This window comes from Burkholderia vietnamiensis LMG 10929, assembly GCF_000959445.1.
GTDB classification, from domain to species: Bacteria; Pseudomonadota; Gammaproteobacteria; order Burkholderiales; family Burkholderiaceae; genus Burkholderia; species Burkholderia vietnamiensis.
Map to the genome: position 1 here is coordinate 2,908,668 of NZ_CP009631.1, position 25,425 is coordinate 2,934,092.

The following is a 25,425-nucleotide window of genomic DNA, read 5'->3' on the forward strand; positions in this document are numbered from 1 at the left end:
CAACGAGCATGGTTCATCGCTGACGCCGATGCAAGCGGGGTCATACCGGCGTATCGGGCACCGCCCGCAGGGAACGCGACGAAGAGCGTCGCGCGAAAGTTGGGCGGTAGACCAACGCGGCCCAGAACCCGAGCCGGCCCGCTGCGCGCGGAGCTCGCAACGCGGAGCGCGCCGACACGCGGCTCATAAGCCGCGCAGCCCGCCCCGCCCGCTCACCGCCCGGCGGCCTGCCGGTACAGACGCCAGAACGACTGCGCGTAAGACTGCGCGAGCTCCGGCGCGCGCTGGAATACGTTGACCGTCTCCGCGTGCGCGGCAGCGCCTTCGGACAGCGTCGGCAGCGCGACGTTGTCGTCGACGATCGCGAAACGCGGCGCGGGATCGTCGTGCCGCGAGTCGATCGCGACGTCGATGCCGGCCGCTTTCAGGTAACCGGCGCCGCTATACCTGCCTGCACGCGCCGAGCGCACCAGCACGACGCGCACGTCGACGCCGCGCGCGCGCGCCGCCCGCAGCGCGGCCGCGACCGCGGGCGGCACATGCGCATAGCCGGCCAGCAGCACGCGCCGCTGCGCGTTGTCGATCAGGTCGACGGTCGCGTCGGCGGCCAAATTGTCATAGGAGAAGTATGTGCCGACCGACGCGGCGTCGGACGGAATGGGGCTGGCGTGGGCGCTCGCCGCGCAGCCGAGCGCGGCGAGAAGAATGGCGGCTGGTCTCATGGCGGGCGCCATTTTAGCGATGCCAATTCGCGTGGCAAGCGCCAGCCGACACGATGCTGCGCCGGCGCAACACCCATAGCGCCACGGCGATCGCACGGGCCGTGTCGCGTGCCGGATTGCGCGCCGAGTAACGTGCCGAGCTACACGCCGACTTGCATCCGATTGCGCCGCGCCACGCGCTACCGATCAGTCGCCCGCGACCCGCGCGAGCCAGCTCTCGACGCCGTCGACCGAGCGAAAATCGGCGACGCTGCGCGCCGGCAGCGCCGGATACGCGGCCGCCGCCATCTCGGCGAGCGCGCGGCCCGGCCCGAGTTCGACGAACGCGCTTGCGCCGGCCTCGGCGCAAGCGGCCAGACACGCCGCCCATTCGACCGGCTCCGCGATCTGCCGCGCCAGCTTGTCGCGCCCCACGTCGACATCGAGCACCGACCCGCCATCGATCCCGGCAAACACGCGCGTGCCGGGCAGCGGCCGGCGCACGTTCGCCGCGGCGAGCGACGCGCGAAACGGCGGCACCGCTGCCGCCAGCCGGCGCGTGTGCGATGCGATCCGCACGCACACGGGCGCGACGCGCAATGCGCCCGCGCCCGCCGCAGCGTCGGCCACCGCGGCGACGTCGGGCTGGGCGCCGGCCACCACGAACGCATCGTCCGGATTCGCGATCGCGATCGCCGCGTCGCGGCCGTCACACAGGCCCGCGAGCTGCGCGCGCGCAAGCCCGCGCACGAACACCATCCGTTCATCGCCGCCGCTGGCCGCATCCATCGCACGCGCGCGCGCATCGGCGAGCTCCAGCGCGTCGTGCGGATCGATCATCCCGGCCACGCTCCACGACGCGACTTCGCCGACGCTGTAACCGGCCACGCAGCGGCGGCGCGGCCACGCGGCCGCGAGCAGTGCGGTCGCGGCGAGCGCCTGCAACGTGCAGAGGATCTGCGCTGCGCGGTTCTCGCCGAGCGCGTCCGGCCCGGCGCGCCGCACCCAGTCGCGCGGATCGTCGCCGAGCAGCCGGCCCGCGTGTGCGAACAGCGGTTCGGCCTGCGGCGCCGCACCGGTCAGCTCGAACATGTCGGCGCGCTGCGCGCCCTGCCCTGAACACAGGATCGCGAGCGTCATCGTTGCGCCTCGTCGGCGTCGAGCGCGTCGACGAATACGCTCATCGCGAGCAGGTCGGCCGCGCCGCCGGGGCTGAGGCGGCGCGCGACGAATGCGCGGTGCGCGGCAGCGGCGCGCAGCCGCCAGTCGCGCGCGCGGATGCCGCCGCGTGCGACGAATGCGCGTGCGCTCGCGCGGGCGAAGTCGAGCCCGTCGCGCCCGCCGCGATGCAGCAGGTTCGTATCGTCGAGCGCGGCGATCAGCGCGAAGCAGGCTTCGACGCGCGCGGCTTCCGCATCGCCCGGCATCCAGCGCGCGGCGCGCCGCAACGCCGGCAAGCCGACGCGATATACCGTCGCGAAGCCGCCGGCCGCCTCGCCGCGCGCGCCGCCGACGCCGTAGCGACGGCTCGCGCGCTCGCCGTGGCTGTCCGGCAGCCGCGGGCCGCCGAGGATCTCAGCGCCCCACCGCCGTGCGACGAATGCGCCGAGCGTCATCGTGCGGGCGGCCGCACCGGCTGCATCGGCCGTGGCGCGCCGGCCGGCCGCCGCGCACAGCAGCCCGAGCCCGAAGATCGCGCCGCGATGCGTGTTCACGCCACCCGTCGCCGCAAGCATCGCATGTTCCGCGCGCAGCCCGATCTTGCGCAGCGCGCCCATGTCCGCGTCGCGCGCGCCGGCCTCGGCGAGTTCCGCGAAGTACGGCCGCAGCACGGCCGCGCTGCGTGCGAACGTCGCCGCGTCCATGTCCGCATGGCTGCCGGTGTCGACGTGGCTGACGAGCCCCGGTTTCGGATAAGTCCGGATTTCGAGCACGAGGCTGCGCTCGGCGAGTTCGGCGATGCGCTCGGCGCCGGACGGCGCGAGCGTGCGGCACGCAGCCCACGCATTCATCGCACACCTCGCGCGAAGGCTTCCACCGACATCAATTCGACGGCGAGCGCCGTCTTCACCGCGACTTCCGGCAGCCGCGCGTACAGTTCGCGCCAGTTCACGCCGGCGCCGTCGTCGCGCAGCAATTCGCCGTCGATGCGCATCGGCGCGCGCGCGTCGAGCGCCGCGAGGCCGTCGAGCAGCGCGTCGCGCAGCGCCGCGGCCGGCAGCGGAAACACGACGTCGAGATCGGATCCGTCGCTCAGATAGCGTTCGCCGGTCAGCGTCTGCCATGCGAGGCTGCCGAACACGCGCCCCTCGACGCCGCAGCGCGCACCCAGCGCAGCCAGTTCGCGCAGCGTTGGCTGCCATGCGGCGGGCGCGGCGGCGAGCACGTCGGCCAGCGCCGGCAACGCGCGACGCGCTGCGACGGCATCGGCCGCGACGTTCAGCGCGACGCGCCGCTTGCCGGCGGCAGGCGGCAACGGGATGCCGAGCGGCACGCGCGCCGCGTCGGCTTCGTCGGGCGTGGCGCGGCGCACGATCAGCGGCCGGCCGTCGGCAGCCCACGCATGCACGACCGGATCGGCCGCGAGCGCGGGATCGCGCGCGAACGCGGCGGACCACCCGGCCGCCGTCAGCGTGACGAGCGTGTGGCGGCGCAGCGGTGCGTCAGCGCGCGGCACGCGCGAGCGCCTCGACGCGACGCGCGACGTCGGCCGCGACCGGGCGGCCGCGCGCGGCGCGCGTGTCGCTGCGATCGACTGGCCTGGCGAGCCACTCGCCGACCTGCGCGTCGAGCGCGCAGGCCGGATCGAGCACCGCGTCGACCGCGCCCATCTTCACGAGATTGTCGAGCCCCGGCGCGAACACCGGCGTCGAGCGCGCCATCGCCTCGAGCACGTCGATCGGCAGCTTCGTCACGCGCGACATCGACGGCAGGTCCATCACCTCCGGCTCAGCGCCCGGCAGCGCGAGCAGCGTGCGCGTCGCGAGCGCGGTCGCGATGAACGCGCCGGCGGCCGTATGGCCGTACAGCAAGCCGATCGTCCGGTGCCCGGCGAGCTCCGCATGCATCAGGCATTTGGCGAGATGCGACAGCCCTTCGTTCAGGCCGAGCAGTTCGTCGCGCTTGCTCATCCGCTGGCTGTCGCTGTCGACGAGCACGAGGATCGGCGTGTCGCCGCCGCGCTCGATCGTGGCGAGCACCTGCGACGCGAGCGCCAGCGCTTCGTCGATGCCGAACGGCAGACGCTCGGCGACGCCGATCACGTCGACGCGCGTGCCGCCCAGTTGCGCCGAGCCCGTCAGCAGGCCGCCATCGCGCGCAATCGAATGGCCCGCGGGAAACAGCGAGGTCAGTACTTCATCGAGCGTCATGCTGCGGCTCCTGTAACTGGTCGGCGAGCTTGGCGAATGCGTCGTCGGGCATGCCGGGAATCGCTTCCGGCCGATCCGCGCCGAGCGCGCGCCACACGTCGAGCGCATCCGCACATCGGCCGAAGCGGGCGACGCGCGCTTCGAGACGCGCCTGCTCCGCGCGCAGCATCGCCGTATCGAACGCCGGCGCGCAGCCGAGCAGTTCGAGCGCCGCCGCACGGAACGCGGCCGGCGTATCGGCGACGTAGCGGTCCGCGCCGCCGATCAGCCGCCGGTGCTTGCCGCCCATCGTGCGCCAGATCAGCGCGCGATCCTTCGCGTCGAATTCCTCCACGCCGCGATTGGTCTCGATCACCTCGGGCCCCGACACGCTGATGCGTCCCTGCTCGGACACCGCCAACGCCGAACAGCAGGCCGCGAGCAGACCGCCGCCGCCGTAGCAGCCGGCGCGCCCGCCGATCAGCCCGAGCACCGCCACGCCGGCCGCGCGCGCGTCGACCAGCGCCCGCATGATCTCGGCGATCGCGAGCTCGCCCGCGTTCGCTTCCTGCAGCCGCACGCCGCCGGTATCGAACAGGATCAACACCGGCTTGCCGACCTCGCGCGCCGCGCGCAGCAGCCCCGTGAGCTTCGCGCCGTGCACTTCGCCGAAGGCGCCGCCCATGAAGCGGCCTTCCTGCGCGGCGATCAGCACGGGCCTGCCGTCGAGCCGGCCGTGGCCGACCACCATCCCGTCGTCGAACTGCTGCGGCAGCCCGAACAACGGCAGATGCGGGCTCGCCACGCGTTCGGCCGGCCCGAGGAATTCGTCGAAGCTGCCCGCATCGAGCAGCGCGTCGATGCGCTGCCGCGCGGACGCCTCGTACCAGCTCGCGTCGTTCGCGACGAACGCGGGCGCGTCGTGGTCGTGAATCGTCGGGTTCGTCATGCGCCCCCCTCGATCGCGCGCACGGCCTGCGCGAGCCGCAGCGACACCATGTCGGGCCGCGCGCCGCCGTCGTTGATCGACAGCTTCAGCCCGCCCGGCGCGCACCGTTCGACGAAGTCCGCCACGACGGCCCGCCACACCGCGCCGAAGCCGACCGCCGCGGTGCGGATGTCGATCTCGCATTGATCGTCGGGCAGGACGCGCTCGACGAGCACCTCCAGGTTGCCCGACGCGACCACGCCGACGAGCGCCGCGGCCAGCCGGCCCTTCGCACGCGCGCGCGCGGCGAACCGATAGTTCAACTGTTCCATCCCGTCTTCCTCACCAGTTGCGGAACCGGGCCGGCGGCGCATAGAGGCCGCCCGACCAGTGCACGAGGTCCTTGATCGAGCGCGCGGCGAGCCAGCGGCGGTCGGCGTCGAGCGGATCGATGCCGAGATCCTCCGGGCGGCGGATCACGCCGCGCTCGCGCAGGCGCTCGACCATCCGGCGGTCGCGGCCGCGGCCGACCTCCGTGTAGCCGGCCACGCCGCGGATCGCCTGCTCGCGCTCGTCGAGGTCGCGGCACATCAGCAGGTTCGCGATCCCTTCCTCGGTGACGATGTGCGTGACGTCGTCGCCGTAGACCATGATCGGCGCGAGATCGAGCTGCAGCTTGTCGGCGAGCTTCAGCGCGTCGAGCTTCTCGACGAACATCGGCACGTTCTTGTCGCCGAACGTCTCGCCGATCTGCACCACCAGCTTGCGGCCGCGCCTGAGCGCCGCGGGCGTGTCGGGGTCGGCCTGCGCGCCGGCCTTCAGCCACGGCTCGCTCGGATGGCGCCGGCCGCGCGCGTCGCTGCCCATGTTCGGCGCGCCGCCGAAACCGGCGATGCGCTCGGCCGTGACCGTCGACGAATGGCCGGCCAGGTCGATCTGCAGCGTCGAGCCGATGAACATGTCGCACGCGTAGAGGCCCGCCGTCTGGCAAAACGCGCGGTTCGAGCGTAGCGAGCCGTCGGGGCCGGTGAACCAGACGTCGGAGCGCGCGCGGATGTAGTCGTCCATCCCGACTTCGGAGCCGAAGCAGTGAATCTGTTCGACCCAGCCCGATTCGATCGCGGGGATCAGCGTCGGGTGCGGATTGAGCGCCCAGTGCGTGCAGACCTTGCCCTTCAGCCCGAGCTTCGCGCCATAGGTCGGCAGCAGCAGCTCGATCGCGGCCGTGTTGAAGCCGATGCCGTGGTTCAGCCGCTTGATCCCGTACGGCTCGTAGATGCCCTTGATCGCGAGCATCGCGGTCAGGATCTGCGTTTCGGTGATCGCGGCCGGGTCGCGCGTGAACAGCGGCTCGACGTAGAACGGCCGCCCCGCCTCGACGACGAAATGCACGCGGTCGCCCGGAATGTCGACGCGCGGCACCTTGTCGACGATGCGGTCGACCTGCGCGATCACGATGCCGTCCTTGAACGCGGTGGCTTCGACGACGGTCGGCGTGTCCTCGGTGTTCGGGCCGGTGTACAGGTTGCCGTCGGCGTCGGCGCTGACGGCGGCGATCAGCGCGACCTGCGGCGTCAGATCGATGAAGTAGCGCGCGAACAGCTCGAGATACGTGTGCACCGCGCCGAGCGCGATCTTGCCGCCGAACAGCAGCTTCGCGATGCGCTGCGACTGCGGGCCCGAATAGGCGAAGTCGAGCCGCTTCGCGATGCCGCGCTCGAACACGTCGAGATGCTCGGGCAGCACGACGCCCGACTGCACCATGTGCAGGTCGTGGATCTTCGTGTTGTCGACGTCGGCGAGCGCGACGGCGAGCAGGTCGGCCTGCTTCTGGTTGTCGCCTTCGAGGCACACGCGATCGCCCGGCTGCAGCACCGCTTCGAGCAGCGCGACGGCGTCGCGTGCCTCGACGCGCTTGCCGCGCGCGAACGCCGCGCCGGCCGCGATGCGTGCGTCGCGCGCCTGCCGCGCGTGATTCCATCCGGTCATGAAGAGTTCTCCCGCTTCGATGGTTCAGCGGCATTCTAAGCCGCGGGCTGCCGCCGATTGATGACGATGACGAATGCGACTCAGAGGGCGCCGCGATGGATGCGGCCGGTCGCCGCACGCGCGTGCCGGCCGCACGCACGAGCCGCGCGGGCCGCCGGCGCACGCTACGCGCCGACCAGCGCGCGCGTCGCGAAGAACAGCAGCGACGGCCCGAGCAGGCAGCCGACGCCCGTATGGAACGTGGCGATCAGCGCGCCGTACGGCACGAGCCGGCGATCGGTCGCGGCGAGGCCCGCGCTCACGCCGCTCACCGTGCCGGCCAGCCCGCCGAAGATCATCGCGGAGCGCGGCGTCTTCAGCCCCATGAAGTTGGCGGCAACCGGCGTGCCGACCATCACGATGATCGCCTTCACGAGGCCGGTCGCGATGCTCAGCGCGATCACGTCGGAGCTCGCGCCGATCGCCGCGCCGGTGACCGGCCCGACGATGTAGGTGACAGCGCCCGCGCCGATCGTCGTCATGCTGACCGCATCGGTGTAGCCGAATGCGCGCGCGATGCTCGCGCCGACGATGAACGGCAGCACGGTGCCGAGCAACAGCGACACGACGCCGACGAGGCCGGCCTTGCGCGCCTCGGCCGGCTGCACTTCGAACGCGGTCGCGACGATCGCGAAATCGCGCAGCATCGCACCGCCCATCAGGCCGATGCCGGCGAACAGCCGCACGTCGGCGAGGCCCTTGTCGCCGCCGGTGAATGCGCCGCCGACGTACGCGAGCGCGAGACCGATGACGATCGCGACCGCGGAGCCGTGCACGCGGCCGAACGTGAGCCGGCGCGACGCGATCGACGACAGCCACATGATCAGGCCGACCAGCGCGAACGACGCGACGAGCCCGTTGTGGGCGACGGTTTTTTCGAGCATCTGCAGCATGGCGGCCTCCGTCACTGTTCTTCGAATTGCGGCACGCCGGCGAAGGCCGTGTCGTCGCGTCCGGTGCGCACCAGCACCGCGATGCAGCATGCGCAGATCGCGACCGCGCCGAGCGCGGCCAGCAGCGCGACCGGGCCGCCCTTCAGCGCGGCGACGACGTTCTGGTTCGCCGCCATCGCGACGACGACCGGGATGTACATCGCGCCCCAGAACCCGACGCCCGCTTCCGTCTCCTTCGGCAGCCAGCCGCGCCGGTGCAGCCACAGCCGCAGGCAGATCAGCAGCAGCATCGCGATGCCGACGCCGCCGACGTTGGTCTTCACGCCGATCGTGGCGCCCAGCAGGTCGCCGAGGAACAGCCCGGCCAGATGGCAGAACGCCAGCAGCGCGGTTCCGTAGATGATCATGAGTCGTCTCCAGTCTCTTGGTGCGGCGCCTGACGCGTGCGGGAGGGAGGCCCGGCCGCCGATACCCGGGCGGACTGTCCGTCTCCTGCGGCGCGGCGCCGCGGCCCGGCGGCTCGTCGTGCGAGCGCGTTCTCGGGGTCGATGGGATGATGCGGGTTCGGGCCGAACGCCGGATGGCTTAGACTGACCGAAGCAGCCGCCGGCGCGACACGGGCTACGCCGCCGGTGCGGCCGGCCTTGAAGGGCCGCACTGGCGCGTGATCCGATACTAGCGCCGCAAAATCCGGCGATTTATGAAGTTGTCGAAACCGATTCAGTGGATTTAGCAATGCGTCCGTTACCGCCCGAACTGCTGCGCAGCTTCGTCGCCGTCGCGCAGTCCGGCAGCTTCACCGCCGCGTCCGAGCGCGTGAGCCTGTCGCAGTCGACCGTCAGCCAGCACATCCGCCGCCTCGAGGAGCTGCTCGACCGGCCGCTGTTCGAGCGCGACACGCGCAACGTGCGCCTGTCGCAGCACGGCGACGCGCTGTTGCGCTACGCGGTGCGCATTCTCGAGCTGATGGACGAAGCCGTCACGTCGGTGTGCGGGCCGCCGCTGTCCGGCAAGGTGCGGCTCGCGATGTCGGAGGATTTCGCGTCCGCGCATCTGACGGCCGCGCTCGCGAGCTTCGTGCAGCGCAATCCGGACGTCGAGCTGGCGATCTCGACCGGGCTGTCGGGCGATCTGTTCGACGCGCTCGACGAAGGCCGCCACGATCTGGTGTTCGCCAAGCGCGTCGCCGGCAGCCGGCGCGGCCGCGTGATCCGCAGCGAGCCGCTGTACTGGTGCACCGGCCCCGATTCGGCGATCACCGGCCACGAGGCCGTGCTGCCGCTCGCGATGCATCCGGAGCCGAGCGTGTCGCGGCGCCGCGTGCTCGAATCGCTCGAAGCGGTCGGCCGCCCTTACCGGATCGCCGTCGTGAGCAGCAGCATCGCGGTGCTGCGGGCGGCCGCGAGCGCCGGGCTCGGCGTGAGCGCGTTCGCCGGCTACGTGATCCCGGCCGGACTCGCGCGGCTCGACGCCGGGCTGCCGGAACTCGGCGAGCTCGAATACGTGATCGACCGGCCGGCCGCGGCGTCACGCTCGACGCTTGCGCTCGAGGCGACGCTGATCGCGGCGGCGGCGGGGTTGTAGCGGGATGCGTCGCGGTCGCGACGGTGGCGGCGGTCGAGGGCGGCGTCGAACGTGAGCCACGGCGACGCGTCGCGACACGCCGCCGCCACCGCTGCAATCCACCCTCTTGAAATGCCGCTCGCCGGCCACTAACTAAGCGTCATCAGGCAATGCCCACCACGCGCACCGTGCGCGTCGACGGGGCTGCGTCGGCGCGTATTCCGCGCTTCACGTTCAGGAGGACCATCATGAGCGGTATGTATTTCGGCAACGATCTGTTCGACGAATTCACGCGCCTGCAGCGGCAGATGGCGAGCCTGTTCGGCGAGCTGCCGACCGGCATCCGCGCGGTGCGGCCCACCGCGTTCCCGGCGCTGAACATCGGCGCGACCGACGACGCGATCGAAATCGTCGCGTTCGCCCCCGGCATGGCCGCCGCCGAGTTCGACGTGTCGATCGACAAGGACCTGCTGACCATCAGCGGCGAGCGCAAGCCGGTGCCGCAGGACGGCGGCGACGACGTGCGCACCTATGCGCAGGAGCGCTTTCACGGCGCCTTCCGGCGCGTGGTCGAGTTGCCGCAGAACGCCGATCCCGACAAGGTCAGCGCGCGCTACGAAAACGGCTGCCTGCTGATCCGCGTCGGCCGCCGCGAGGAATCGAAGCCGCGTGCCATCACCGTTCAGTGAACTTCAGGAGACCGACATGAACACGAGCCAGACCCTGACCGAACGTCCAACCGACGCCGCACAGCCGGCCGCCGCCGCTGCCGAAGGCGCGCGCCGGCCCGCGATCACGCCGGCCGTCGACATCGTCGAGGACGCACAGCGCGTCACGCTGCGCGCCGACCTGCCCGGCGTGCCGCGCGAGAACCTCGACGTCAAGGTGCACGACAACACGCTCACGATCGACGCGCAAGCGCGCATCGACACGCCGGCCGACCTGCGCGTGCGGCATGCGGAAGTGCGCGTGCCGCGCTTCGTGCGCTCGTTCGTGCTGAGCGCCGATCTCGACACGACGCGCATCGACGCGAACCTGCGCGACGGCGTGCTGACCTTGACGATCCCGCGCCGCGAAGAAGCGCGTCCGCGCCGTATCGACGTGACGGTCGACGGCGCGTAAGCGCGCGAAAACCGGCCGACGACGACATGCGATGAAATCCCCGCCGGGCATGGTCCCGGACGGGGATTTTTCACATGCGGCGGCCCGCGCCCGCGCGGCCGCGTTCAATCGAAATCGAACAGGTCGAACACCGACCGCTTGCGCCGCTGGCCGCCGTGCCGATGGCGGTCGTCGTCGGCGCGCGCGTCGCGCGGCCAGCCCCCGTCTCGGCCGCGCGGCGCGTGGCGATCGGGCCGCCCGTCAGCCGGTGCGTTAGCCCGTGCGTCGTGCCGTACATCGGGCCGTACCTCGCCGGTTTCGCGCGCGATCAGCTTGTCGAGTTCGCCGCGATCGAGCCACACGCCGCGGCACGTCGGGCAATAGTCGATCTCGATCGACTGGCGCTCGGCCATCAGCAGGTCCGGCGTCTTGCAGACAGGGCATTTCATCAGGCGGCTCCTTCGGGACTGGATTGCGCATCGGCGGCGGGCGTCGCCCGCCCGCCGGCTCGTTCGGTGACGCTCGGCGAAGCTCAGTGATGCTCGGCCCGCGCCGCGCGCTTCGCCTTCGCGCGCCGCGCCAGCATGTTCATGCCTTCGACGAACGCCGAGAACGCCATGGCCGCGTAGATATAGCCCTTCGGCACATGCGAGCCGAAGCCTTCGGCGATCAGCGTCATGCCGATCACGACCAGGAACGACAGCGCCAGCATCACGATGGTCGGGTTGCGGTCGATGAAGCGCGCGAGCGGCTGTGCCGCGAACAGCATCACGCTCACCGCGACGATCACCGCGACGAACATGATCGGCACGTGCTCGGTCATCCCGATCGCGGTCACGATGCTGTCGATCGAGAACACGATGTCGAGCATCACGATCTGGCCGACCGCGGCCCACATCGTCAGGCCGGCCGCGCCGCTGCGCGCGCCGTCGTCGTCGCCGTCGTGCGACACGTGGTGATGGATCTCCGTGGTCGCCTTCCAGACGAGGAACAGGCCGCCCGACAGCAGGATGACGTCGCGCCACGAGAACGCGTGGCCGAACAGTGTGAACACCGGTTCGGTGAGGCTGGCGATCCACGCGACGCTGGCCAGCAACGCGAGGCGCATCACGAGCGCGAGCGCGATGCCGATGCGCTGCGTACGCGCGCGCTGCGCTTCGGGCAGCTTGTTGCTGAGGATCGAGATGAAGATCAGGTTGTCGATGCCGAGCACGACCTCCATCACCACGAGGGTCAGGAGCGCGGCCCAGACGGCGGGGTCGGCGGCAAGCGTCAGCAGGTAGTCCATGGAAGGCCCGGTTCGCGAGAGGAAAACCTGATGATAGGCAATCCACGACTTCGGAAAAATCAGCGAGAATCTGAGCTTTGGTGCGGTTTTTTCGATATATCGTCGCGATGCTGAATTTTCGCCATCTGTACTACTTCTGGGTCGTCGTGAAAGAAGGCGGTTTTGCGCGCGCCGCGCAGCGGCTCGACATGGCCGTGCAGACGATCAGCGCGCAGGTCCGGGAGCTGGAAAAGTCGCTCGGTCATCAGTTGCTGCGTCCGGCCGGCCGGGGCGTCGCGCTGACCGACGCCGGCCGCGCCGCGTATGCGCGCGCCGAGGTGATCTTCGAGATGGGCCGGCTGATCCCCGACGACGTGCGCGCGGCCGCCGGCCGGCCGACCGTGCGGCTCGCGGTGGGCCTCGCGGACGGCATCTCGAAGCTCGCCGCGCATGCGATCCTCGCGCCGGTGCTCGAGACGCCCGCGCTGCGGCTGCTGTGCCACGAGGGCGAGCACGATGCGCTGCTGGCCGAGCTCGCGCTGCATCATCTCGACCTCGTGCTGGCCGGCCAGGGCGCGCCGGCCGGCTCGAACCTGCGCGTGACGAGCGAGCGGCTCGTCGCATCGCCGGTCGACTGGTACGGCCCCGCGGCGCTCGTCACACCGGCCGCGCGGCAGCGTTTTCCGCAGTGTCTCGCCGAGCTGCCGGTGCTGCTGCCGACCGCGCATTCGGCGCTGCGCGCGCGCCTGGACCTGTGGCTCGAACGGGAACGGATCGTGCCGCGCGTGACCGGCGAATTCGAGGACAGCGCGCTGATGGCCGTGTTCGGCGCGCGCGGCCTCGGCGTGTTTCCGCTCAGCGAGCTCGGCGCGAACGATGCGGCGCTGCTGCGCGGCCTGCGCCGGCTCGGGCGGGCGGGCGACGTGACCGAGGAAATCCACGCGATCCGCTCGCGCCGCGGCGAGCACCATCCGCTGGCGTCGCAACTGCTCGCGGCGGCACGCGCGACGCCGGCCGACTGAAGCGAGCGCGACATCAAACGAAACTATAATGACGCCCCGGCCATACGAGATTGCCTCGCGCGCCGTGCGCGCACCGACGTCGCGCGACCTCGCGCTCGCCCGCCGTCGCGGCAACTCGCCGAGCCCTCTGAAAGACGCCATGCACAACCGATTTCGCCTGTCCTCCGTTTCGTGCGCGCTCGCGGCCGCCACCGTGCTGGCCGCGTGCTCGTCGCCGCCCAAGCCGATCTATCAGCAGGAACAGTTCGACGCGACGAGCAGCCCGTATGCGCATACGTTCCATGCGAAGTCCGAGGCGGCCTGCGAGGCCGCGCGGCGCTCGCTGCTGAGCCAGGGTTACGTGGTGTCGTCGTCGCGCAACGATGCGGTCGACGGCAGCAAGAACTTCCAGCCGAACAACGACATGCACGTCGTGATCGAGTTTCACGTCGTGTGCGCGGACGCGAACGCCGACGGCTCGTCGAGCATCGCGTACGTGAATGCGGTGCAGGACCGCTATACGCTGAAGAAGTCGAATACGTCGGCGAGCGTCGGCCTGAGCGTGTTCGGCTCGCTGTCGCTGCCGATCGGCTCGAGCGACGACGCGCTCGTGAAAACGGCGAGCGAGACGATTCCGGCGGGCGTCTTCTATGAACGCTTTTTCAATCTGGTCGACCATTTCCTGAAGATCGATCCGGCCCGCCGCGATCGCGCGACCGTGAAAGCGGCCGAGAAGGAGCATGTCGCGCCGCTGCCCGAGCCGGCGCCGACGCCGCAAGGCGAACCGATGAAGATGACGACGCCGGTCGTACCGACGCCGCCGGCCGCGCCGGTGCCGCTTTCGGGGACGGGGGTCGCGCCGGGTTCGGGGGGGCCGGTGGGGGCGGCGGCTGGGTCGGCCGTGGTCGCGCCGAGTGCGATGCGCGGGGCGACGCTGGGTGGAGGAGCGGGTTCGGCGACTGGTTCGGCTGCGGCTCGGGCTTCGGCCGCTGGTGCCGCTTCGGCGCCTGCCCCGGCCTCCGGACCTGCTTCGGCTCCGGCACCCGCTTCGGCACCCGCAGCGGCCTCCGCGCCAGCAGCCTCTTCGACATCCGCTCCGGTTTCGGCCCACGGTCCAGTTTCGACACACGCTCCGGCCGCGGCACCTGCTTCGCCTTCACCTGCTTCGGGGTCGACAGCTGCTCCTGCTCCCGCTTCGGCACCCGCACCGGCTTCGGCCTCCGCTCCTGTTTCAGCCCACGGCCCGGCTTCAGCTACTGCGTCGCTGCCAGCCGCTGTTTCGACCGCTGCACCTGCTTCGGCTTCGGCGTCCGCTCCGGCCGCGACGCTCTCTCCGGCTTCACCGCAAGCACTCGAGACTGCTTCGATTTCGGCAGCCGGTTCAGCTGCTTCGGCTGCGGCCCATGCTGCGGCTTCTGCATCGGCTACGGCCGCAGCACTCGCTTCGGCTCCCGTCCTCGCTTCCACGGCTTCGTCTGCGCCGCCTCATGCCGCTGCGTCGGAAGCGGTTTCCGCGTCGGCACCCACCGGCACGCGCGGCACGCCGGTCGCTTCGAGCGCAGCTTTGGCAATGTCCGGTCCCACGGCAACGGCAACCACGCACGCCGCTGCGGCCTCCGCAAGCAATACGTCGGCGTCCGCACCCACCGCCGATCCCATAGCATCGTTCGCGCCGACCGCGGTCAGCGCAGCGCCGGCCAACTGACCACGCGCCCCTCGTCCACGCGTGCCATGCGCACGTAGCGACGGAACGGTGGACGTTTCGCGCGACACAGTGCTTCGATGCGTCGGCGCTTCGCCCGCCGTGTGCGGAACCGATCGCGAGCGCGCCGCTCGTGCATGCGGCCGACGGCGGGTACGACACGCCCTCGTCCTCGTCGTCGCATAGCGATCTGCGCCGCTGCGGCCGACCACCTCACGCGCCGCGCTCGCATCCGCTCACGGCAACGCGAATCGCGAGCCAGCCCCGCCGAGCACCGCGCGACAGACACCGCGAAGTCACACCGACAAGCCATCGCCGTCCGTTCGCACCGCCGTCACGCATCCGGCTCGATCGCCGCCAGTCACCGGCCGAGCGTCACGGACGGCCACACCTCACCGCAACGTAGCGCTCCACGACTGCAGTTGCTCGATGGTCGCCGTCACGCCGCCGCAGACGATCACCGCGATGTTCGACGCCGCGGCCAGCACCGGCACCGGCCGTTCGAGCGCAGCCAGCGCGGCGCCGCACGCGGGCTCGACGACGAGCCGGTGCTCGTCCACCAGCCGCAACGAGGCGGCCACCGCCTGCGCATCCGATACGACGACCGGATGAATCGGATGCCGGCTCGCCCACTCGAGCGCCGCGTCGCACGGCCGCTTCGCGCCGAGCGACGTCGCGATGCTCTCGATCGCCGGCAGTTCCACCGGACGCCGCTGCGCGACCGAGCGCGCATAGCAGTCGGCGCCCGCCGTCTCCACCGCGACGACCGGCACGTCGTGCCAGCCGTTGCGCGCGAGCCCCTCCAGCACGCCGCACAGCAGCCCGCCGCCACCGACCGCGAGCACGATCGCGTCGGGTTTCGGGCCGACGGCCGCGATCTCGTCGACGATCGTCGCGTGGCCGCCCCACAACACCGGATCGTCGAACGGGTGCACGAACGCGTCGTGCTCGCCGACGGCCGCCAGCGCGAACGCGTTGGCCTCGACCCAGCTCGCGCCATGCACGACGACCTCGGCCCCTTCGCCGCGAATCAGTTCGCGTGCGCGCACGGACGCGGTTTCAGGCACCACCACCAGCACCGGCACGCCGAGTTCGCGCCCGCAATACGCGACCGCGATGCCCGCATTGCCGCCCGACGACGACACGAAGCGACGCGCGCCGGCCGCCTGTCGCGCCGCGCACACCGCGCCGATCCCGCGCAATTTGAACGAACCGGATGGCTGAAGCGCATCGAGCTTCAACCAGACGTCGGCGCCGAGCCGGCGGGAGGCGGTGTGCGAGCGGAGGTACGGCGTCTGAATATGGAGCGGCATGGTGCGGATCACGATGGAACACGAGGGACGGGCGCAGCCGTCGATCAAGCAACGGCAACGGCAACGGCAACGGCAACGGCAACGGCAACGGCAACCATCGTACGGCACGCGGGCCATGCTTTTCCAATACCATCGAAGCGTATTCGCCATGCTTGTCAGGCATATCATTCTCACCAACCGAAACCGGAAACCGGAGTCCCCACCCGCATGCGCCAGATCGAACTGCGTCACCTGCGTTATTTCGTGGCCGTCGCGCAAGCCGGCAGCGTGATGGGCGGCGCCCGCGCGGCAGGCATCGTGCAGCCGGCGCTGTCGCGGCAGATCCGCGAGCTGGAGGACGCGATCGGCACGCCGCTGCTGATCCGCCGCGCGACGGGCGTCACGCTGACGGCGGCCGGCGCGAGCTTCCTGCGCGATGCGACCGCCGTGCTCGCCACGGTGCGGGACAGCCGCGAACGCGCATTGCGCAGCGCGGCCGGCCAGCTCGGCGAACTGCGGCTCGGCGCGCTGCCGAACTGCCTGCCGCTGCCGGTGTTCGCGAACGTGCTGAAGGCGTTTCGCGCCGCATGCCCGGACGTGAAGCTGTCGATCGCGCCGATGCTGTCGGCCGAACAGGCCGACGCGCTGGTGCGCGGCCAGCTCGACGGCGGGATCATGGCGTGGCGTCGCGACGAGGCGCCGCACCTGTCCGGCGTGCGGCTGCTGAGCGACCGCTTCGTGCTCGCGATGCCCGCGCCGCCCGGCGAGCCCTTCGATGCGCCGCACTCGCTCGCGGACGTCGCGGACCAACCGTTCGTGTGGTTCGACGCGCAGCGCTCGGCCGCGCACCACCGCTTCCTGATCGCGCAATGCGAGCGCGCGGGCTTCACGCCGCGCATCGCGCAGGTCGGCAGCGACATCCCGACGCTGATCGGCCTCGTCGCGGCCGGCATGGGCTGCGCGTTCGTGCCGCACAGCGCGGCGCCGACGTGTCCGCACACGGTCCGGCTCGTCGCGCTCGACGAGCTGGCGAGCCGCTTCGACATCGAGTTCGTGTTCGACGGCGCGGCCGTGCCGGCGTCTCCCGTCGTCGCGCGGTTTCTCGAAGCCGTGCACGCAGTGGTCGACCGGGCGGACTGAGCGCAAGCGCGCACGGCAGCCGCACTCGTCGGCGCTCGTTCGGACGGCAGGCCGCCAGCCTGCCGCCGCGACCGGCTTCGCGGCCATCGCGCACTAAACACTTCAGCACCCCGACGAAAATCCTTTCAAATACATAACGCACAACATTACCGTGTCGGTATTTTTAAATTGACGCCAAAAACAGCCGTTTAACGTCATTTCGAATCGCAATGCCGCGAAATATACTTCGCGCGCATCCATTCCTCGTGCCAAAGAGAGGATGCCTTTTCGCCCCGGTCACGGTCCCCCTGTGACCGGGGCTTTTTTTGCTCGAGGCCCGCCGACGCGGCCGTCGCAGCGCGCGGGCACGCCGCCCGCCTCACGCATTCTTGACATCGAATCAAGATTATTTCGTGCGCATGCGGCTTTTTTCATCAGAACAATGTGGGCACACTGCAGGCTGTCCGCGACGGCCCGCTGCCGTTGCGCAACGCTGACAGGAAGGCATCGCGTGAACCCCAACTCCACTTCTCCCTCCCGCGCGGCCCACGGCACCGCGCTGCCGCTGCTGGCGCTCGCCGCCGGCGCGTTCGGCATCGGCACGACAGAATTCGCGCCGATGGGCCTGCTGCCGGTGATCGCCGACGGCGTGCACGTGTCGATTCCGCAGGCCGGCATGCTGATCAGCGCGTATGCGATCGGCGTGATGGCCGGCGCACCGCTGATGACGCTGCTGCTCGCGCGCTGGTCGCGCCGCTCGGCGCTGATCGCGCTGATGTCGATCTTCACCCTCGGCAACCTGCTGTCGGCCGTCGCGCCGGGCTATACGACGCTGTTGCTCGCGCGGCTCGTCACGAGCCTGAACCACGGCGCGTTCTTCGGGCTCGGCTCGGTGGTCGCGGCCAGCCTGGTGCCGCGCGAGCGGCAGGCCAGCGCGGTCGCGACGATGTTCATGGGTCTGACCATCGCCAACGTCGGCGGCGTGCCGGCCGCGACCTGGCTCGGGCAGATGATCGGCTGGCGGATGTCGTTCGCGGCCACCGCGGCGCTCGGCGTGATCGCGATCGCCGGCCTGTTCGCGGCGCTGCCGAAGGGCGACGCCGGCAAGATGCCGGACCTGCGTGCGGAGCTGGCGGTGCTCACGCGTCCCGTCGTGCTCGGTGCGCTCGCGACGACGGTGCTCGGCGCCGGCGCGATGTTCACGCTCTACACGTACGTCGCGCCGACGCTCGCGCACGTGAGCGGCGCAACGCCCGCCTTCGTGACGGCGATGCTGGTGCTGATCGGCGTCGGCTTCTCGATCGGCAACATCGCCGGCGGCCGGCTCGCCGACCGCTCGCTCGACGGCACGTTGATCGGCTTCCTGGTGCTGCTGATCGCGACGATGGCCGCCTTTCCGCTGCTCGCCCGCACGCACGTCGGCGCCGCGCTCACGCTGCTGGTGTGGGGCATCGCGACGTTCGCGGTGGTGCCGCCGCTGCAGATGCGCGTGATGCGCGCGGCCCACGAAGCGCCGGGCCTCGCGTCGGCCGTCAACATCGGCGCGTTCAACCTCGGCAACGCGCTCGGCGCGGCAGCCGGCGGCGCCGCGCTGTCGGCCGGCTTCGGCTACCCGGCCGTGCCGCTCGTCGGCGCGCTGATCGCCGCGGCCGGCCTCGCGCTGGTCGCGCTGCAGCGGGCGCAACGCCGGCGCGCACCGGTTGCCGCGAATTCGTAAACGCCGCGCGATCCGCATTACGCCGGCACGCGGCGCGACAACCGGTTACCGGCGACCGGCAACGGGCGACCGGCCCGCACCGGGATGCCGATGCGCTCTTCATCGTCAGCGGCATGCGCGCGGCGGCCGCGCCCGCGACGCTCAGCGTGCAGCGGCGAACCCGCTGAAGAACGCGCGCGCGTTGGCGTCGAGGCTCTCGAGGTGATAGCCGCCTTCCTGCACGATCACCGTCGGTAATGCGAGCGCACCGAGCGCGCCGCCGAGCCGCCCGAACCCGTCGGTCGTGACGGCCACCTGCGACTGCGGGTCGTCCTTGTAGATGTCGAAGCCGAGCGCGAGCACGAGCGCATCGGGCTCGAAACGCGCGAGCGCGCGCAACGCATCGTCGAGCCGCTCGAAGAACGCCGACTCCGGCGCGCCGTGCGGCATCGGCAGGTTCAGGTTGTAGCCGTCGCCGGCCGCCGCGCCCGTCTCGTCCTCGTAACCGGCGACGACCGGGTAGAAGTTGGTCGGGTCGCCGTGGATCGACACGTACAGCACGTCGTCGCGATCGTAGAAGATCTCCTGCACGCCCTGCCCGTGATGCATGTCGGTATCGAGCACCGCCACGCGGCGATGGCGGCCGAGCAGCGCCTGCGCGGCGCTCGCCGCGTTGTTCAGGTAGCAGAAGCCGCCGGCCGCGTCGCGCCGTGCATGATGACCGGGCGGACGGCACAGCGCGTACGCGTCGCGCGCGCCGTCGTTGACGTGCGCGGCCGCCGCGAGCGCACTCTGCGCCGACCAGTACGCCGCGCGCCACGTGTGCGCGCCGATCGGGCAACTGCCGTCGGCCAGATAGCGCGCGGCTTTCGCGAGTATCCCGCGCAGCGGGTTCGGGTCGCGCACGAATACGTTCGACATCACTTCGTCGCCCCAGTCGTCGGGCATCCGCTTCCAGTCGCGGTGCGCTTCCTCGAGAAAGCGCAGGTAGTTCATGTCGTGCACGGCCGCGATCGGCGCGGTGCCGCGGTCGGCCGGCTCGCACACGTCGAAGGCGAGCGCGCGCACCGCCGCGACGAGGCGCGCCGCACGCTCGGGCACCTCCTGCGGCTCGCGCATCCTGCCGCGCGACAGGTAGGTGCGCGGATGGTGCAGCAACTGTTCGGGATGGAAGAAGGTTTTCATCGTTGTCCTCGTCGGTTCGTCTCGTCACGCGTCGAACGCGGCGGCCGCCGCGTGCGTCGCGACACCGGCGCTCGCGAGCACCGCGTTGAGCAGCACGTTCGCGCCGCGCGTCACGTCGTCGGGCAGCGCGTCCTCGGCCTCGTTGTGCGACAGCCCGCCGACGCACGGAATGAACACCATCGCGGTCGGCACGCGGCGCGCGAGCACGATCGCGTCATGGCCGGCGCCGCTGACGATGCGCTCGCTCGCATAGCCGAACGCGTGCGCCGCCCGCGCGACGAGATCGACGCACGCCGCATCGAACGGCGTCGCCGGGCTGCGCCAGCACGTGTCGAGCGACACCTGCACGTCGCGCGCGGCGGCCACGCGCGCGCACGCTTCGCGCAACGCCTGCTCGATCGCGTCGACGCACGCATCGTCGTGATGGCGCAGGTCGACGGTGAACGTCACGTCGCCGGCGATCGTGTTGCGCGACGCGTGGCGGATGCCGATCTGCCCGATCGTCGCGAGCGCGCGCGGCGCGTAGCCGGCGACGATCCGCTCCAGCTCCAGCGCGATCTGCGCGCACGCGAAATACGCGTCCCGGCGATACGCCATCGGCGTCGTGCCCGCATGCGCGGCCAGGCCCGTCACGCGCACATCGAGCCAGCGGATCGCCTGGCCGCCGGTGACGATGCCGATCGTCGTGCCGTTCGCCTCGAGCACCGGGCCTTGTTCGATATGCACTTCGAAGTACGCATCGACCGCGCCGCCGGGCGCGTGCGTGCCGCGATAGCCGCAGGCGTCGAGCGCGGCGCCGAGCGCGATGCCGTCGGCATCCTGCCGCGCGAGCGCGTCGTCGAGCGGCAGCGCGCCCGTGAACACCGCGGAGCCGAGCATCGCCGGCGCGAAACGCGCACCTTCCTCGTTGGTCCACGACACGATCTCGAGCGGCTTGTCGGTCGCGATGCGCGCGTCGTTCAGCGCACGTACGACTTCGAGCGCCGCGAGCACGCCGTACACGCCGTCGAAGCGCCCGCCCTCGGGCTGCGTGTCGAGATGGCTGCCGATCAGCACCGGCGCGGCCTGCGCATCGGCGCCGTCGCGCCGCGCGAACAGGTTGCCGATCGCATCGACCCGCACCGTCATCCCCGCATCGCGGCACCATTGCGCGAACAGGTCGCGCGCGCGGCGGTCGTCGTCCGTCAGCGCGAGGCGGCGCACGCCGCCGCGCGGCGTCGCGCCGATGCGCGCCATGTCGGCGAGGCTTTGCCACAGGCGATGGCCGTCGACTTCCAGCAAGTCGTTCATGTGCACTCCAATGAATTCGTTCGTCGGGGGTATCGATTTCCGCACGCTGCCGATCCCGCCGCGCACGCCCTGCGACGGTCGCGTACCGGCAGCGTTCGCCCACACGCGGCGCGGCTGATCGAAGCGTCGGGATTCAGCGCGAGCCGAGCGCCTCGGCGGCAGCCGGCCGGGACGCGCGCCGTGCGTCGAGCGCGACGATGCAGAGCAGCGAGATGCCGGCGAGGCCCGTGTAGAACACCGCGAGCGGCCACCACTGGCCGGTGAAGCGATGCGCCAGCCAGGTGCCGACGAGCGGCGTCAGGCCGCCGGCGAGCGCGCCGCACACCTGGTACGCGAGCGAGATCGCCGAATAGCGCACGTGGGCCGGAAACACGTCGCTCACGAAGCCGGCGATCACCGAATAGAAGCCGGCCATGCAGACGACCGCGAGCGCGATGCCGGCGATCAGCGACGCGGACGTGCCGCCCTGCACCAGCATGAACATCGGGTACGGCGACAGCATCGCGAGCAGCGCGGCGATCTTCAGGAACCGCGCGCTGCCGATGCGTTCGGCGAGCCACGCGGCAGCCGGCTGCGCGGCGAACTGGATGATCGCGACCGCGAACAGGCTGTCGAGGATCAGCGAGCGCGACACGCCGACGTACTGCGTCGTGTACGCGATCATGAACGTGTTGGTGAAGTAGACGCCCGCGATCCCGATCGTGTTCGCGCCGATGCAGAGCAGCACGAGCCCGGACGCGGAGCGGAACACTTCGGCGACCGGCAGCTTCACCGTGCGGTTCGCCTCTTTCACGCGCGCGAATTCCGGCGACTCGTTCACGCCCAGCCGGATCAGGATGCCGACCACCAGCAGCACCGCGCTCGCCAGAAACGGCACGCGCCAGCCCCACGCGAGGAAGTCGGCCTTGTCCATCGACGTGACCGCGCGAAACGCGACCAGCGACAGGATCAGCCCGGCCGGGCTGCCGAGCTGCGCGAACGACGCGAAGAACGTGCGGCGGCCCTGCGGCGCATGCTCGCCGGCCATCAGCACCGCGCCGCCCCACTCGCCGCCGACCGCGATCCCCTGCACGACGCGCAGCGCCACCAGCAGCACCGGCGCGAGCACGCCGACCTTCGAATAGTCGGGCAGCAGCCCGACGCACACCGTCGCGACGCCCATCATCATCAACGTCGTCATCAGCGCCTTCTTGCGGCCGATGCGGTCGCCGAGATGGCCGAACACGATGCCGCCGAGCGGCCGCGCGAAGAAGCCCACGGCAAACGTCGCGAACGACGCCATCGTGCTGACGAACGGGTCGTGCGACGGGAAATAGAGCTGACCGAACACGAGCGCGGCGGCGGTCGCGTAGATGTAGAAGTCGTACCACTCGATCATCGTGCCGATGAACGCCGCGGTCGCGGCACGCGCCGGCTGACGCGCGCTAGGAAGGGACTGGCTCATGCGGGGCTCCTGACGCGCGCCGCGGCACGCGCAATATCGTGATGGCCGGCCGTCTGTCGCGGCCCCGTGCCGCCGGGTGCGGCACGCCTCCTTTATCGGCGGCCACATATCATTAGTCCAATTTCAAATTATTATTTCGCGTATAAATCTGGCTAATACCCATTCCAACGTTCCGACGTTCAGCCTGGAGCCCCGATGCGCGCCGACCTCGCCCGCTTCGTCAACGACCGCCTCGACTGGAACCTGTTGCGCACTTACCTGGTGATCATGCAGGAGCGCAGCGTGAGCCGTGCGGCCGCGCGCCTGCATGTCACGCAGCCGGCCGTCAGCCAGGCGCTGCGGCGGCTCGAGGACGCGCTCGGCCGCAAGCTGATCGAGCGGCGCGGCGCGCACTTCGCGCCGACCGCGGCAGGCGAAGCCGTGTACCGGATCGCGAGCGACATCTACGGCGGCGTGTCGCGCCTCGACACGGAGCTCGACGACAGCACCGCAGACCTCACCGGGTCGATCCGGCTATTGACGGTGAGCCGCATCGAGTCGCCCGTCTACGACGAATTCCTCGCCGAATTCCATCGCGCGTATCCGCGCATCGACCTGCAGATCGACGTGATGCGTTCGTCGGACATCCTGTCGTCGCTGCTGCAGAAGACGGCCACCGCCGGGCTCGGCCTGTGCCGCACGCCGCACGACAAGCTGCAGATGCGCTGCTTCCTGCGCCAGCGCTATGCGATCTATTGCGGCCGCCATCACCGGCTGTTCGGGCAGACGCAGTTGCGGATGGAAGACCTGCTCGCGGAGAACTTCGTGTCGTTCACCAGCGACCAGATCGGCGACAGCCTGTCGCCGCTCACCGTGTTCCGCGATCAGAAAGGCTTCACCGGACGCATCGTCGCGTCGTCGCCGAGCCTCGATGAAGTGCGGCGGCTGATCTTCGCCGGCTACGGGATCGGCTGCCTGCCCGAGCACATCGTGCGCGACGACGTCGCGCAGCAGCGCCTGTGGCGCCTGCCGCCCGACGACGGGCTGATCGACGTCGACGTATTCCTGCTGTGGCATCGCGAGCGCAGGATGAACGCGGCCGAGCAGGCGTTTCTCGACGCGATGGAGCGCTGCATGCAGCGCCATTCGCTCGCGGAGCGGCTCGGCGCGTAGGCACGCGCGCACCGGGCCGTGGATGCGGCGGCGCGCGATGCGGCGGCGCGAACGCTGCGCGGGGCGCGCGACGTCAGTGCGGAATTCCGCCGTGTTCGAGCGGCAGGATCAGATGCTCCGGGATGCTGCGCCGCGACGCGCGCGCGCCGACGTAATACAGCGCGGCCGGCACGACGAGGCCGAGGATCCACGAGATGTCGGTGCCGCCGAGCGCGTGGACGAGCGGGCCGGTGTAGATGTGCGTCGACATGAACGGCAGCTGCACCAGGATGCCGACCACGTAGATCGTGATCGCCATCGCGTTCCACCGGCCGTAGCGGCCGTCGGGATCGGACAGCGCCGGCACGTCGTAGCGCGAACGCGTGAAGCAGTAATAGTCGACGAGGTTGATCGCGCTCCACGGCGTGAAGAACGCGAGCAGAAACAGGATGAACGCGGTGAATTCCTTCAGGAACGAATGCCGGCCCGCGAGCGCGATCAAGGTCGACACGCAGATCATCCCGAAGATGTACGCGGCGCGGCTGCGCGACGACACCGCGCGCTTGCCGCGAAAGCCGCTGACGATGGTGGCCATCGACATGAAGCTGCCGTATGCGTTGAGCGTCGTGACCGTCACCTTGCCGAACGCGATGCTGAAGTACAGCAACGCGGCGACCGCGCCCGTCGAGCCGAGGCCGACGATGTACGACACCTCGTGATGCGCGAAGCCGCTGCCTGCCAGCGCGGCCGCGAACACGCCGAACACCATCGCGGCCTGCGCGCCGATCACCGAGCCGAGGCCGACCGCGGCGAAGGTGGCCGCCGACGACGTCGAGCGCGGCAGATAGCGCGAATAGTCGGCGACGTACGGGCCGAACGCGATCTGCCACGATGCCGACAACGACATCGACAGCAGGAAGCTCGCGAGCGAAAAGTGCTTGTTGGCGAGCAGCGCGCCGACGTCGTGGCGCGCAAACAACTGCGCGAACATGTAGACGAACGCGACGACGCCCACCACGCTCGCGATCCGGCCGACGAAGTGGATCGCGCGATAGCCGAACACCGTCAGCGCGACGATCACCGCGGCGAACAGCAGGATGCCGGCCGCGTCGTCGACGTGCAGCAGCTGCGCGACGGCCTGCCCCGCCAGCACCGAGCCGCTCGCGGAGAAACCGATGTACATCAGGCACACGAGCACGATCGGGATCATCGCGCCGTAGACGCCGAACTGCACGCGGCTCGAGATCATCTGCGGCAGCCCGAGTTGCGGCCCCTGCGCGCCATGCAGCGCCATCACCGCGCCGCCGACGAGCTGGCCGAGCAGCAGCGCGATCAGCGACCAGAACACGTCGCCGCCGAGCACGACCGCGAGCGCGCCGGTGACGATCGCCGTGATCTGCAGGTTCGCCGACAGCCACAGCGTGAACTGGCTCAGCAGGCCGCCGTGGCGTTCGGCATCGGGAATGAAATCGATCGAGCGCACCTCGATCAGACCGCCGGCTCTTTCGCTGGAATTCGTCGACACGGGAAATCTCCAGAATGCTGAGGATCACGGAGGGTGTCGCCGACACGATCGCCGGGTCGGGCCGCCCTGTTTCAATTTCTCGAAGTGCTTCTGCTTCTGCGGCTTCCGCCCGCCGTTCGAACGACGGGCGCCGGCATTGGTCAGCGGATATTGTTGTATATACAACTAGGACGATATAGGTGATTACCCGAGGCACTCGGTGCGGTCGG

At 70.7% G+C, this 25,425-nt stretch carries 24 protein-coding genes and 1 pseudogene; 8 read left to right on the forward strand and 17 right to left on the reverse strand.

All coding sequences use genetic code 11. The features are described 5' to 3' along the window. Positions 1 to 212 precede the first annotated feature (212 nt). The 10 genes from AK36_RS23075 to madL form a co-directional block, all read right to left on the reverse strand. Positions 213 to 734, reverse strand: coding sequence for a phospholipase D-like domain-containing protein (locus AK36_RS23075; protein WP_045579270.1), 522 nt, complete (start codon positions 732 to 734; stop codon positions 213 to 215). Positions 735 to 908: 174 nt separating this feature from the next. Beyond that, positions 909 to 1,841 (reverse strand): acyltransferase domain-containing protein, encoded by a 933-nt coding sequence (locus AK36_RS23080; RefSeq protein WP_045579271.1) that lies wholly within the window; start codon positions 1,839 to 1,841, stop codon positions 909 to 911. Continuing rightward, a complete protein-coding gene (gene mdcB, locus AK36_RS23085; RefSeq protein ID WP_045579272.1) occupies positions 1,838 to 2,713 on the reverse strand; it encodes a triphosphoribosyl-dephospho-CoA synthase MdcB in 876 nt (291 codons plus the stop codon). The genes AK36_RS23080 and mdcB overlap by 4 nt, the downstream gene beginning before the upstream one ends. After that, entirely contained in the window at positions 2,710 to 3,378 is a 669-nt protein-coding gene (gene mdcG, locus AK36_RS23090; RefSeq protein WP_014722801.1) for a malonate decarboxylase holo-[acyl-carrier-protein] synthase, read from the reverse strand. Before mdcG ends, mdcB begins: the two co-directional genes overlap by 4 nt. Then, positions 3,365 to 4,072, reverse strand: a complete 708-nt coding sequence (gene mdcE / locus AK36_RS23095) for a biotin-independent malonate decarboxylase subunit gamma (RefSeq protein WP_045579273.1) — start codon at positions 4,070 to 4,072, stop codon at positions 3,365 to 3,367. The genes mdcG and mdcE overlap by 14 nt, the downstream gene beginning before the upstream one ends. Continuing rightward, on the reverse strand, positions 4,059 to 5,000 hold the full coding sequence (locus AK36_RS23100) for a biotin-independent malonate decarboxylase subunit beta (RefSeq protein ID WP_045579274.1): 942 nt from the start codon (positions 4,998 to 5,000) through the stop codon (positions 4,059 to 4,061). The genes mdcE and AK36_RS23100 overlap by 14 nt, the downstream gene beginning before the upstream one ends. Then, positions 4,997 to 5,311 (reverse strand): malonate decarboxylase acyl carrier protein, encoded by a 315-nt coding sequence (mdcC, locus tag AK36_RS23105; protein WP_045579275.1) that lies wholly within the window; start codon positions 5,309 to 5,311, stop codon positions 4,997 to 4,999. Before mdcC ends, AK36_RS23100 begins: the two co-directional genes overlap by 4 nt. Positions 5,312 to 5,321: 10 nt before the next feature. Beyond that, positions 5,322 to 6,968 carry a malonate decarboxylase subunit alpha gene (gene mdcA / locus AK36_RS23110; protein WP_045579276.1) on the reverse strand — a complete coding sequence of 549 codons (1,647 nt, stop codon included), beginning with the start codon at positions 6,966 to 6,968 and terminating at the stop codon, positions 5,322 to 5,324. A gap of 164 nt (positions 6,969 to 7,132) precedes the next feature. Next, the gene (madM, locus tag AK36_RS23115; protein ID WP_045579277.1) at positions 7,133 to 7,900 is read right to left on the reverse strand and encodes a malonate transporter subunit MadM; all 768 of its coding nucleotides are present in this window, start codon (positions 7,898 to 7,900) and stop codon (positions 7,133 to 7,135) included. Between the two features lie 11 nt (positions 7,901 to 7,911). After that, positions 7,912 to 8,307, reverse strand: a complete 396-nt coding sequence (gene madL, locus AK36_RS23120; protein ID WP_045579278.1) for a malonate transporter subunit MadL — start codon at positions 8,305 to 8,307, stop codon at positions 7,912 to 7,914. A 328-nt stretch (positions 8,308 to 8,635) separates the two neighbouring features. Here madL and AK36_RS23125 point away from each other — a divergent pair, with 328 nt between their 5' ends. The 3 genes from AK36_RS23125 to AK36_RS23135 all read left to right on the forward strand — a co-directional run bounded on the left by AK36_RS23125 (position 8,636) and on the right by AK36_RS23135 (position 10,585). Further along, positions 8,636 to 9,484 (forward strand): LysR substrate-binding domain-containing protein, encoded by an 849-nt coding sequence (locus tag AK36_RS23125; protein WP_011884244.1) that lies wholly within the window; start codon positions 8,636 to 8,638, stop codon positions 9,482 to 9,484. Positions 9,485 to 9,711: 227 nt separating this feature from the next. Beyond that, entirely contained in the window at positions 9,712 to 10,152 is a 441-nt protein-coding gene (locus tag AK36_RS23130; RefSeq protein ID WP_045579279.1) for an Hsp20/alpha crystallin family protein, read from the forward strand. 16 nt (positions 10,153 to 10,168) lie between these two features. Then, positions 10,169 to 10,585: an Hsp20/alpha crystallin family protein gene (locus tag AK36_RS23135; protein WP_045579280.1), complete on the forward strand. Its 417-nt coding sequence runs from the start codon at positions 10,169 to 10,171 to the stop codon at positions 10,583 to 10,585. Positions 10,586 to 10,689: 104 nt separating this feature from the next. Here the strand turns inward: AK36_RS23135 and AK36_RS23140 are convergent, their stop codons facing one another. After that, positions 10,690 to 11,013, reverse strand: a complete 324-nt coding sequence (locus AK36_RS23140; RefSeq protein ID WP_034193232.1) for a TFIIB-type zinc ribbon-containing protein — start codon at positions 11,011 to 11,013, stop codon at positions 10,690 to 10,692. 83 nt (positions 11,014 to 11,096) lie between these two features. Then, positions 11,097 to 11,852, reverse strand: a complete 756-nt coding sequence (locus tag AK36_RS23145) for a TerC family protein (RefSeq protein WP_034193231.1) — start codon at positions 11,850 to 11,852, stop codon at positions 11,097 to 11,099. A gap of 107 nt (positions 11,853 to 11,959) precedes the next feature. Here AK36_RS23145 and AK36_RS23150 point away from each other — a divergent pair, with 107 nt between their 5' ends. Then, positions 11,960 to 12,853: a LysR family transcriptional regulator gene (locus tag AK36_RS23150; RefSeq protein WP_034193230.1), complete on the forward strand. Its 894-nt coding sequence runs from the start codon at positions 11,960 to 11,962 to the stop codon at positions 12,851 to 12,853. Between the two features lie 139 nt (positions 12,854 to 12,992). After that, positions 12,993 to 14,156, forward strand: a pseudogene (locus AK36_RS31710) (DUF2242 domain-containing protein); the annotation flags it as partial. A 770-nt stretch (positions 14,157 to 14,926) separates the two neighbouring features. Here AK36_RS31710 and AK36_RS23160 read toward each other — a convergent pair. Further along, entirely contained in the window at positions 14,927 to 15,847 is a 921-nt protein-coding gene (locus tag AK36_RS23160; protein WP_045579281.1) for a pyridoxal-phosphate dependent enzyme, read from the reverse strand. A gap of 207 nt (positions 15,848 to 16,054) precedes the next feature. Here AK36_RS23160 and AK36_RS23165 point away from each other — a divergent pair, with 207 nt between their 5' ends. After that, positions 16,055 to 16,966, forward strand: a complete 912-nt coding sequence (locus AK36_RS23165; protein ID WP_045579282.1) for a LysR family transcriptional regulator — start codon at positions 16,055 to 16,057, stop codon at positions 16,964 to 16,966. A 490-nt stretch (positions 16,967 to 17,456) separates the two neighbouring features. Beyond that, on the forward strand, positions 17,457 to 18,662 hold the full coding sequence (locus AK36_RS23170) for an MFS transporter (RefSeq protein WP_014722793.1): 1,206 nt from the start codon (positions 17,457 to 17,459) through the stop codon (positions 18,660 to 18,662). Positions 18,663 to 18,803: 141 nt separating this feature from the next. Here the strand turns inward: AK36_RS23170 and AK36_RS23175 are convergent, their stop codons facing one another. From AK36_RS23175 to AK36_RS23185, 3 genes are all read right to left on the reverse strand, one after another. Continuing rightward, positions 18,804 to 19,826, reverse strand: coding sequence for a histone deacetylase family protein (locus AK36_RS23175; RefSeq protein WP_045579283.1), 1,023 nt, complete (start codon positions 19,824 to 19,826; stop codon positions 18,804 to 18,806). A 24-nt stretch (positions 19,827 to 19,850) separates the two neighbouring features. Further along, positions 19,851 to 21,116: a Zn-dependent hydrolase gene (locus AK36_RS23180; protein ID WP_045579284.1), complete on the reverse strand. Its 1,266-nt coding sequence runs from the start codon at positions 21,114 to 21,116 to the stop codon at positions 19,851 to 19,853. A 133-nt stretch (positions 21,117 to 21,249) separates the two neighbouring features. Further along, entirely contained in the window at positions 21,250 to 22,560 is a 1,311-nt protein-coding gene (locus tag AK36_RS23185) for an MFS transporter (protein WP_045579285.1), read from the reverse strand. A 195-nt stretch (positions 22,561 to 22,755) separates the two neighbouring features. On the opposite strand from AK36_RS23185, the gene AK36_RS23190 reads away from it, so the two are divergent. Continuing rightward, entirely contained in the window at positions 22,756 to 23,712 is a 957-nt protein-coding gene (locus tag AK36_RS23190; protein WP_011884220.1) for a LysR family transcriptional regulator, read from the forward strand. Positions 23,713 to 23,785: 73 nt separating this feature from the next. On the opposite strand, the gene AK36_RS23195 is transcribed toward AK36_RS23190, so the two are convergent. Next, positions 23,786 to 25,216: a purine-cytosine permease family protein gene (locus AK36_RS23195; protein ID WP_045579286.1), complete on the reverse strand. Its 1,431-nt coding sequence runs from the start codon at positions 25,214 to 25,216 to the stop codon at positions 23,786 to 23,788. Positions 25,217 to 25,425: the final 209 nt, after the last annotated feature.

Coding starts and splice junctions, on each gene's coding strand:
- AK36_RS23130 (WP_045579279.1), top strand. CDS start 9,712: ATGAGCGGTATGTATTTCGGCAACGATCTGTTCGACGAATTCACGCGC.
- mdcC (WP_045579275.1), bottom strand. CDS start 5,311: ATGGAACAGTTGAACTATCGGTTCGCCGCGCGCGCGCGTGCGAAGGGC.
- AK36_RS23185 (WP_045579285.1), bottom strand. CDS start 22,560: ATGAGCCAGTCCCTTCCTAGCGCGCGTCAGCCGGCGCGTGCCGCGACC.
- AK36_RS23100 (WP_045579274.1), bottom strand. CDS start 5,000: ATGACGAACCCGACGATTCACGACCACGACGCGCCCGCGTTCGTCGCG.
- AK36_RS23150 (WP_034193230.1), top strand. CDS start 11,960: ATGCTGAATTTTCGCCATCTGTACTACTTCTGGGTCGTCGTGAAAGAA.
- AK36_RS23125 (WP_011884244.1), top strand. CDS start 8,636: ATGCGTCCGTTACCGCCCGAACTGCTGCGCAGCTTCGTCGCCGTCGCG.
- mdcB (WP_045579272.1), bottom strand. CDS start 2,713: ATGAATGCGTGGGCTGCGTGCCGCACGCTCGCGCCGTCCGGCGCCGAG.
- AK36_RS23075 (WP_045579270.1), bottom strand. CDS start 734: ATGGCGCCCGCCATGAGACCAGCCGCCATTCTTCTCGCCGCGCTCGGC.
- AK36_RS23180 (WP_045579284.1), bottom strand. CDS start 21,116: ATGAACGACTTGCTGGAAGTCGACGGCCATCGCCTGTGGCAAAGCCTC.
- AK36_RS23140 (WP_034193232.1), bottom strand. CDS start 11,013: ATGAAATGCCCTGTCTGCAAGACGCCGGACCTGCTGATGGCCGAGCGC.
- AK36_RS23145 (WP_034193231.1), bottom strand. CDS start 11,852: ATGGACTACCTGCTGACGCTTGCCGCCGACCCCGCCGTCTGGGCCGCG.
- AK36_RS23190 (WP_011884220.1), top strand. CDS start 22,756: ATGCGCGCCGACCTCGCCCGCTTCGTCAACGACCGCCTCGACTGGAAC.
- madM (WP_045579277.1), bottom strand. CDS start 7,900: ATGCTGCAGATGCTCGAAAAAACCGTCGCCCACAACGGGCTCGTCGCG.
- madL (WP_045579278.1), bottom strand. CDS start 8,307: ATGATCATCTACGGAACCGCGCTGCTGGCGTTCTGCCATCTGGCCGGG.
- AK36_RS23175 (WP_045579283.1), bottom strand. CDS start 19,826: ATGAAAACCTTCTTCCATCCCGAACAGTTGCTGCACCATCCGCGCACC.
- AK36_RS23080 (WP_045579271.1), bottom strand. CDS start 1,841: ATGACGCTCGCGATCCTGTGTTCAGGGCAGGGCGCGCAGCGCGCCGAC.
- AK36_RS23160 (WP_045579281.1), bottom strand. CDS start 15,847: ATGCCGCTCCATATTCAGACGCCGTACCTCCGCTCGCACACCGCCTCC.
- mdcE (WP_045579273.1), bottom strand. CDS start 4,072: ATGACGCTCGATGAAGTACTGACCTCGCTGTTTCCCGCGGGCCATTCG.
- AK36_RS23165 (WP_045579282.1), top strand. CDS start 16,055: ATGCGCCAGATCGAACTGCGTCACCTGCGTTATTTCGTGGCCGTCGCG.
- mdcA (WP_045579276.1), bottom strand. CDS start 6,968: ATGACCGGATGGAATCACGCGCGGCAGGCGCGCGACGCACGCATCGCG.
- AK36_RS23135 (WP_045579280.1), top strand. CDS start 10,169: ATGAACACGAGCCAGACCCTGACCGAACGTCCAACCGACGCCGCACAG.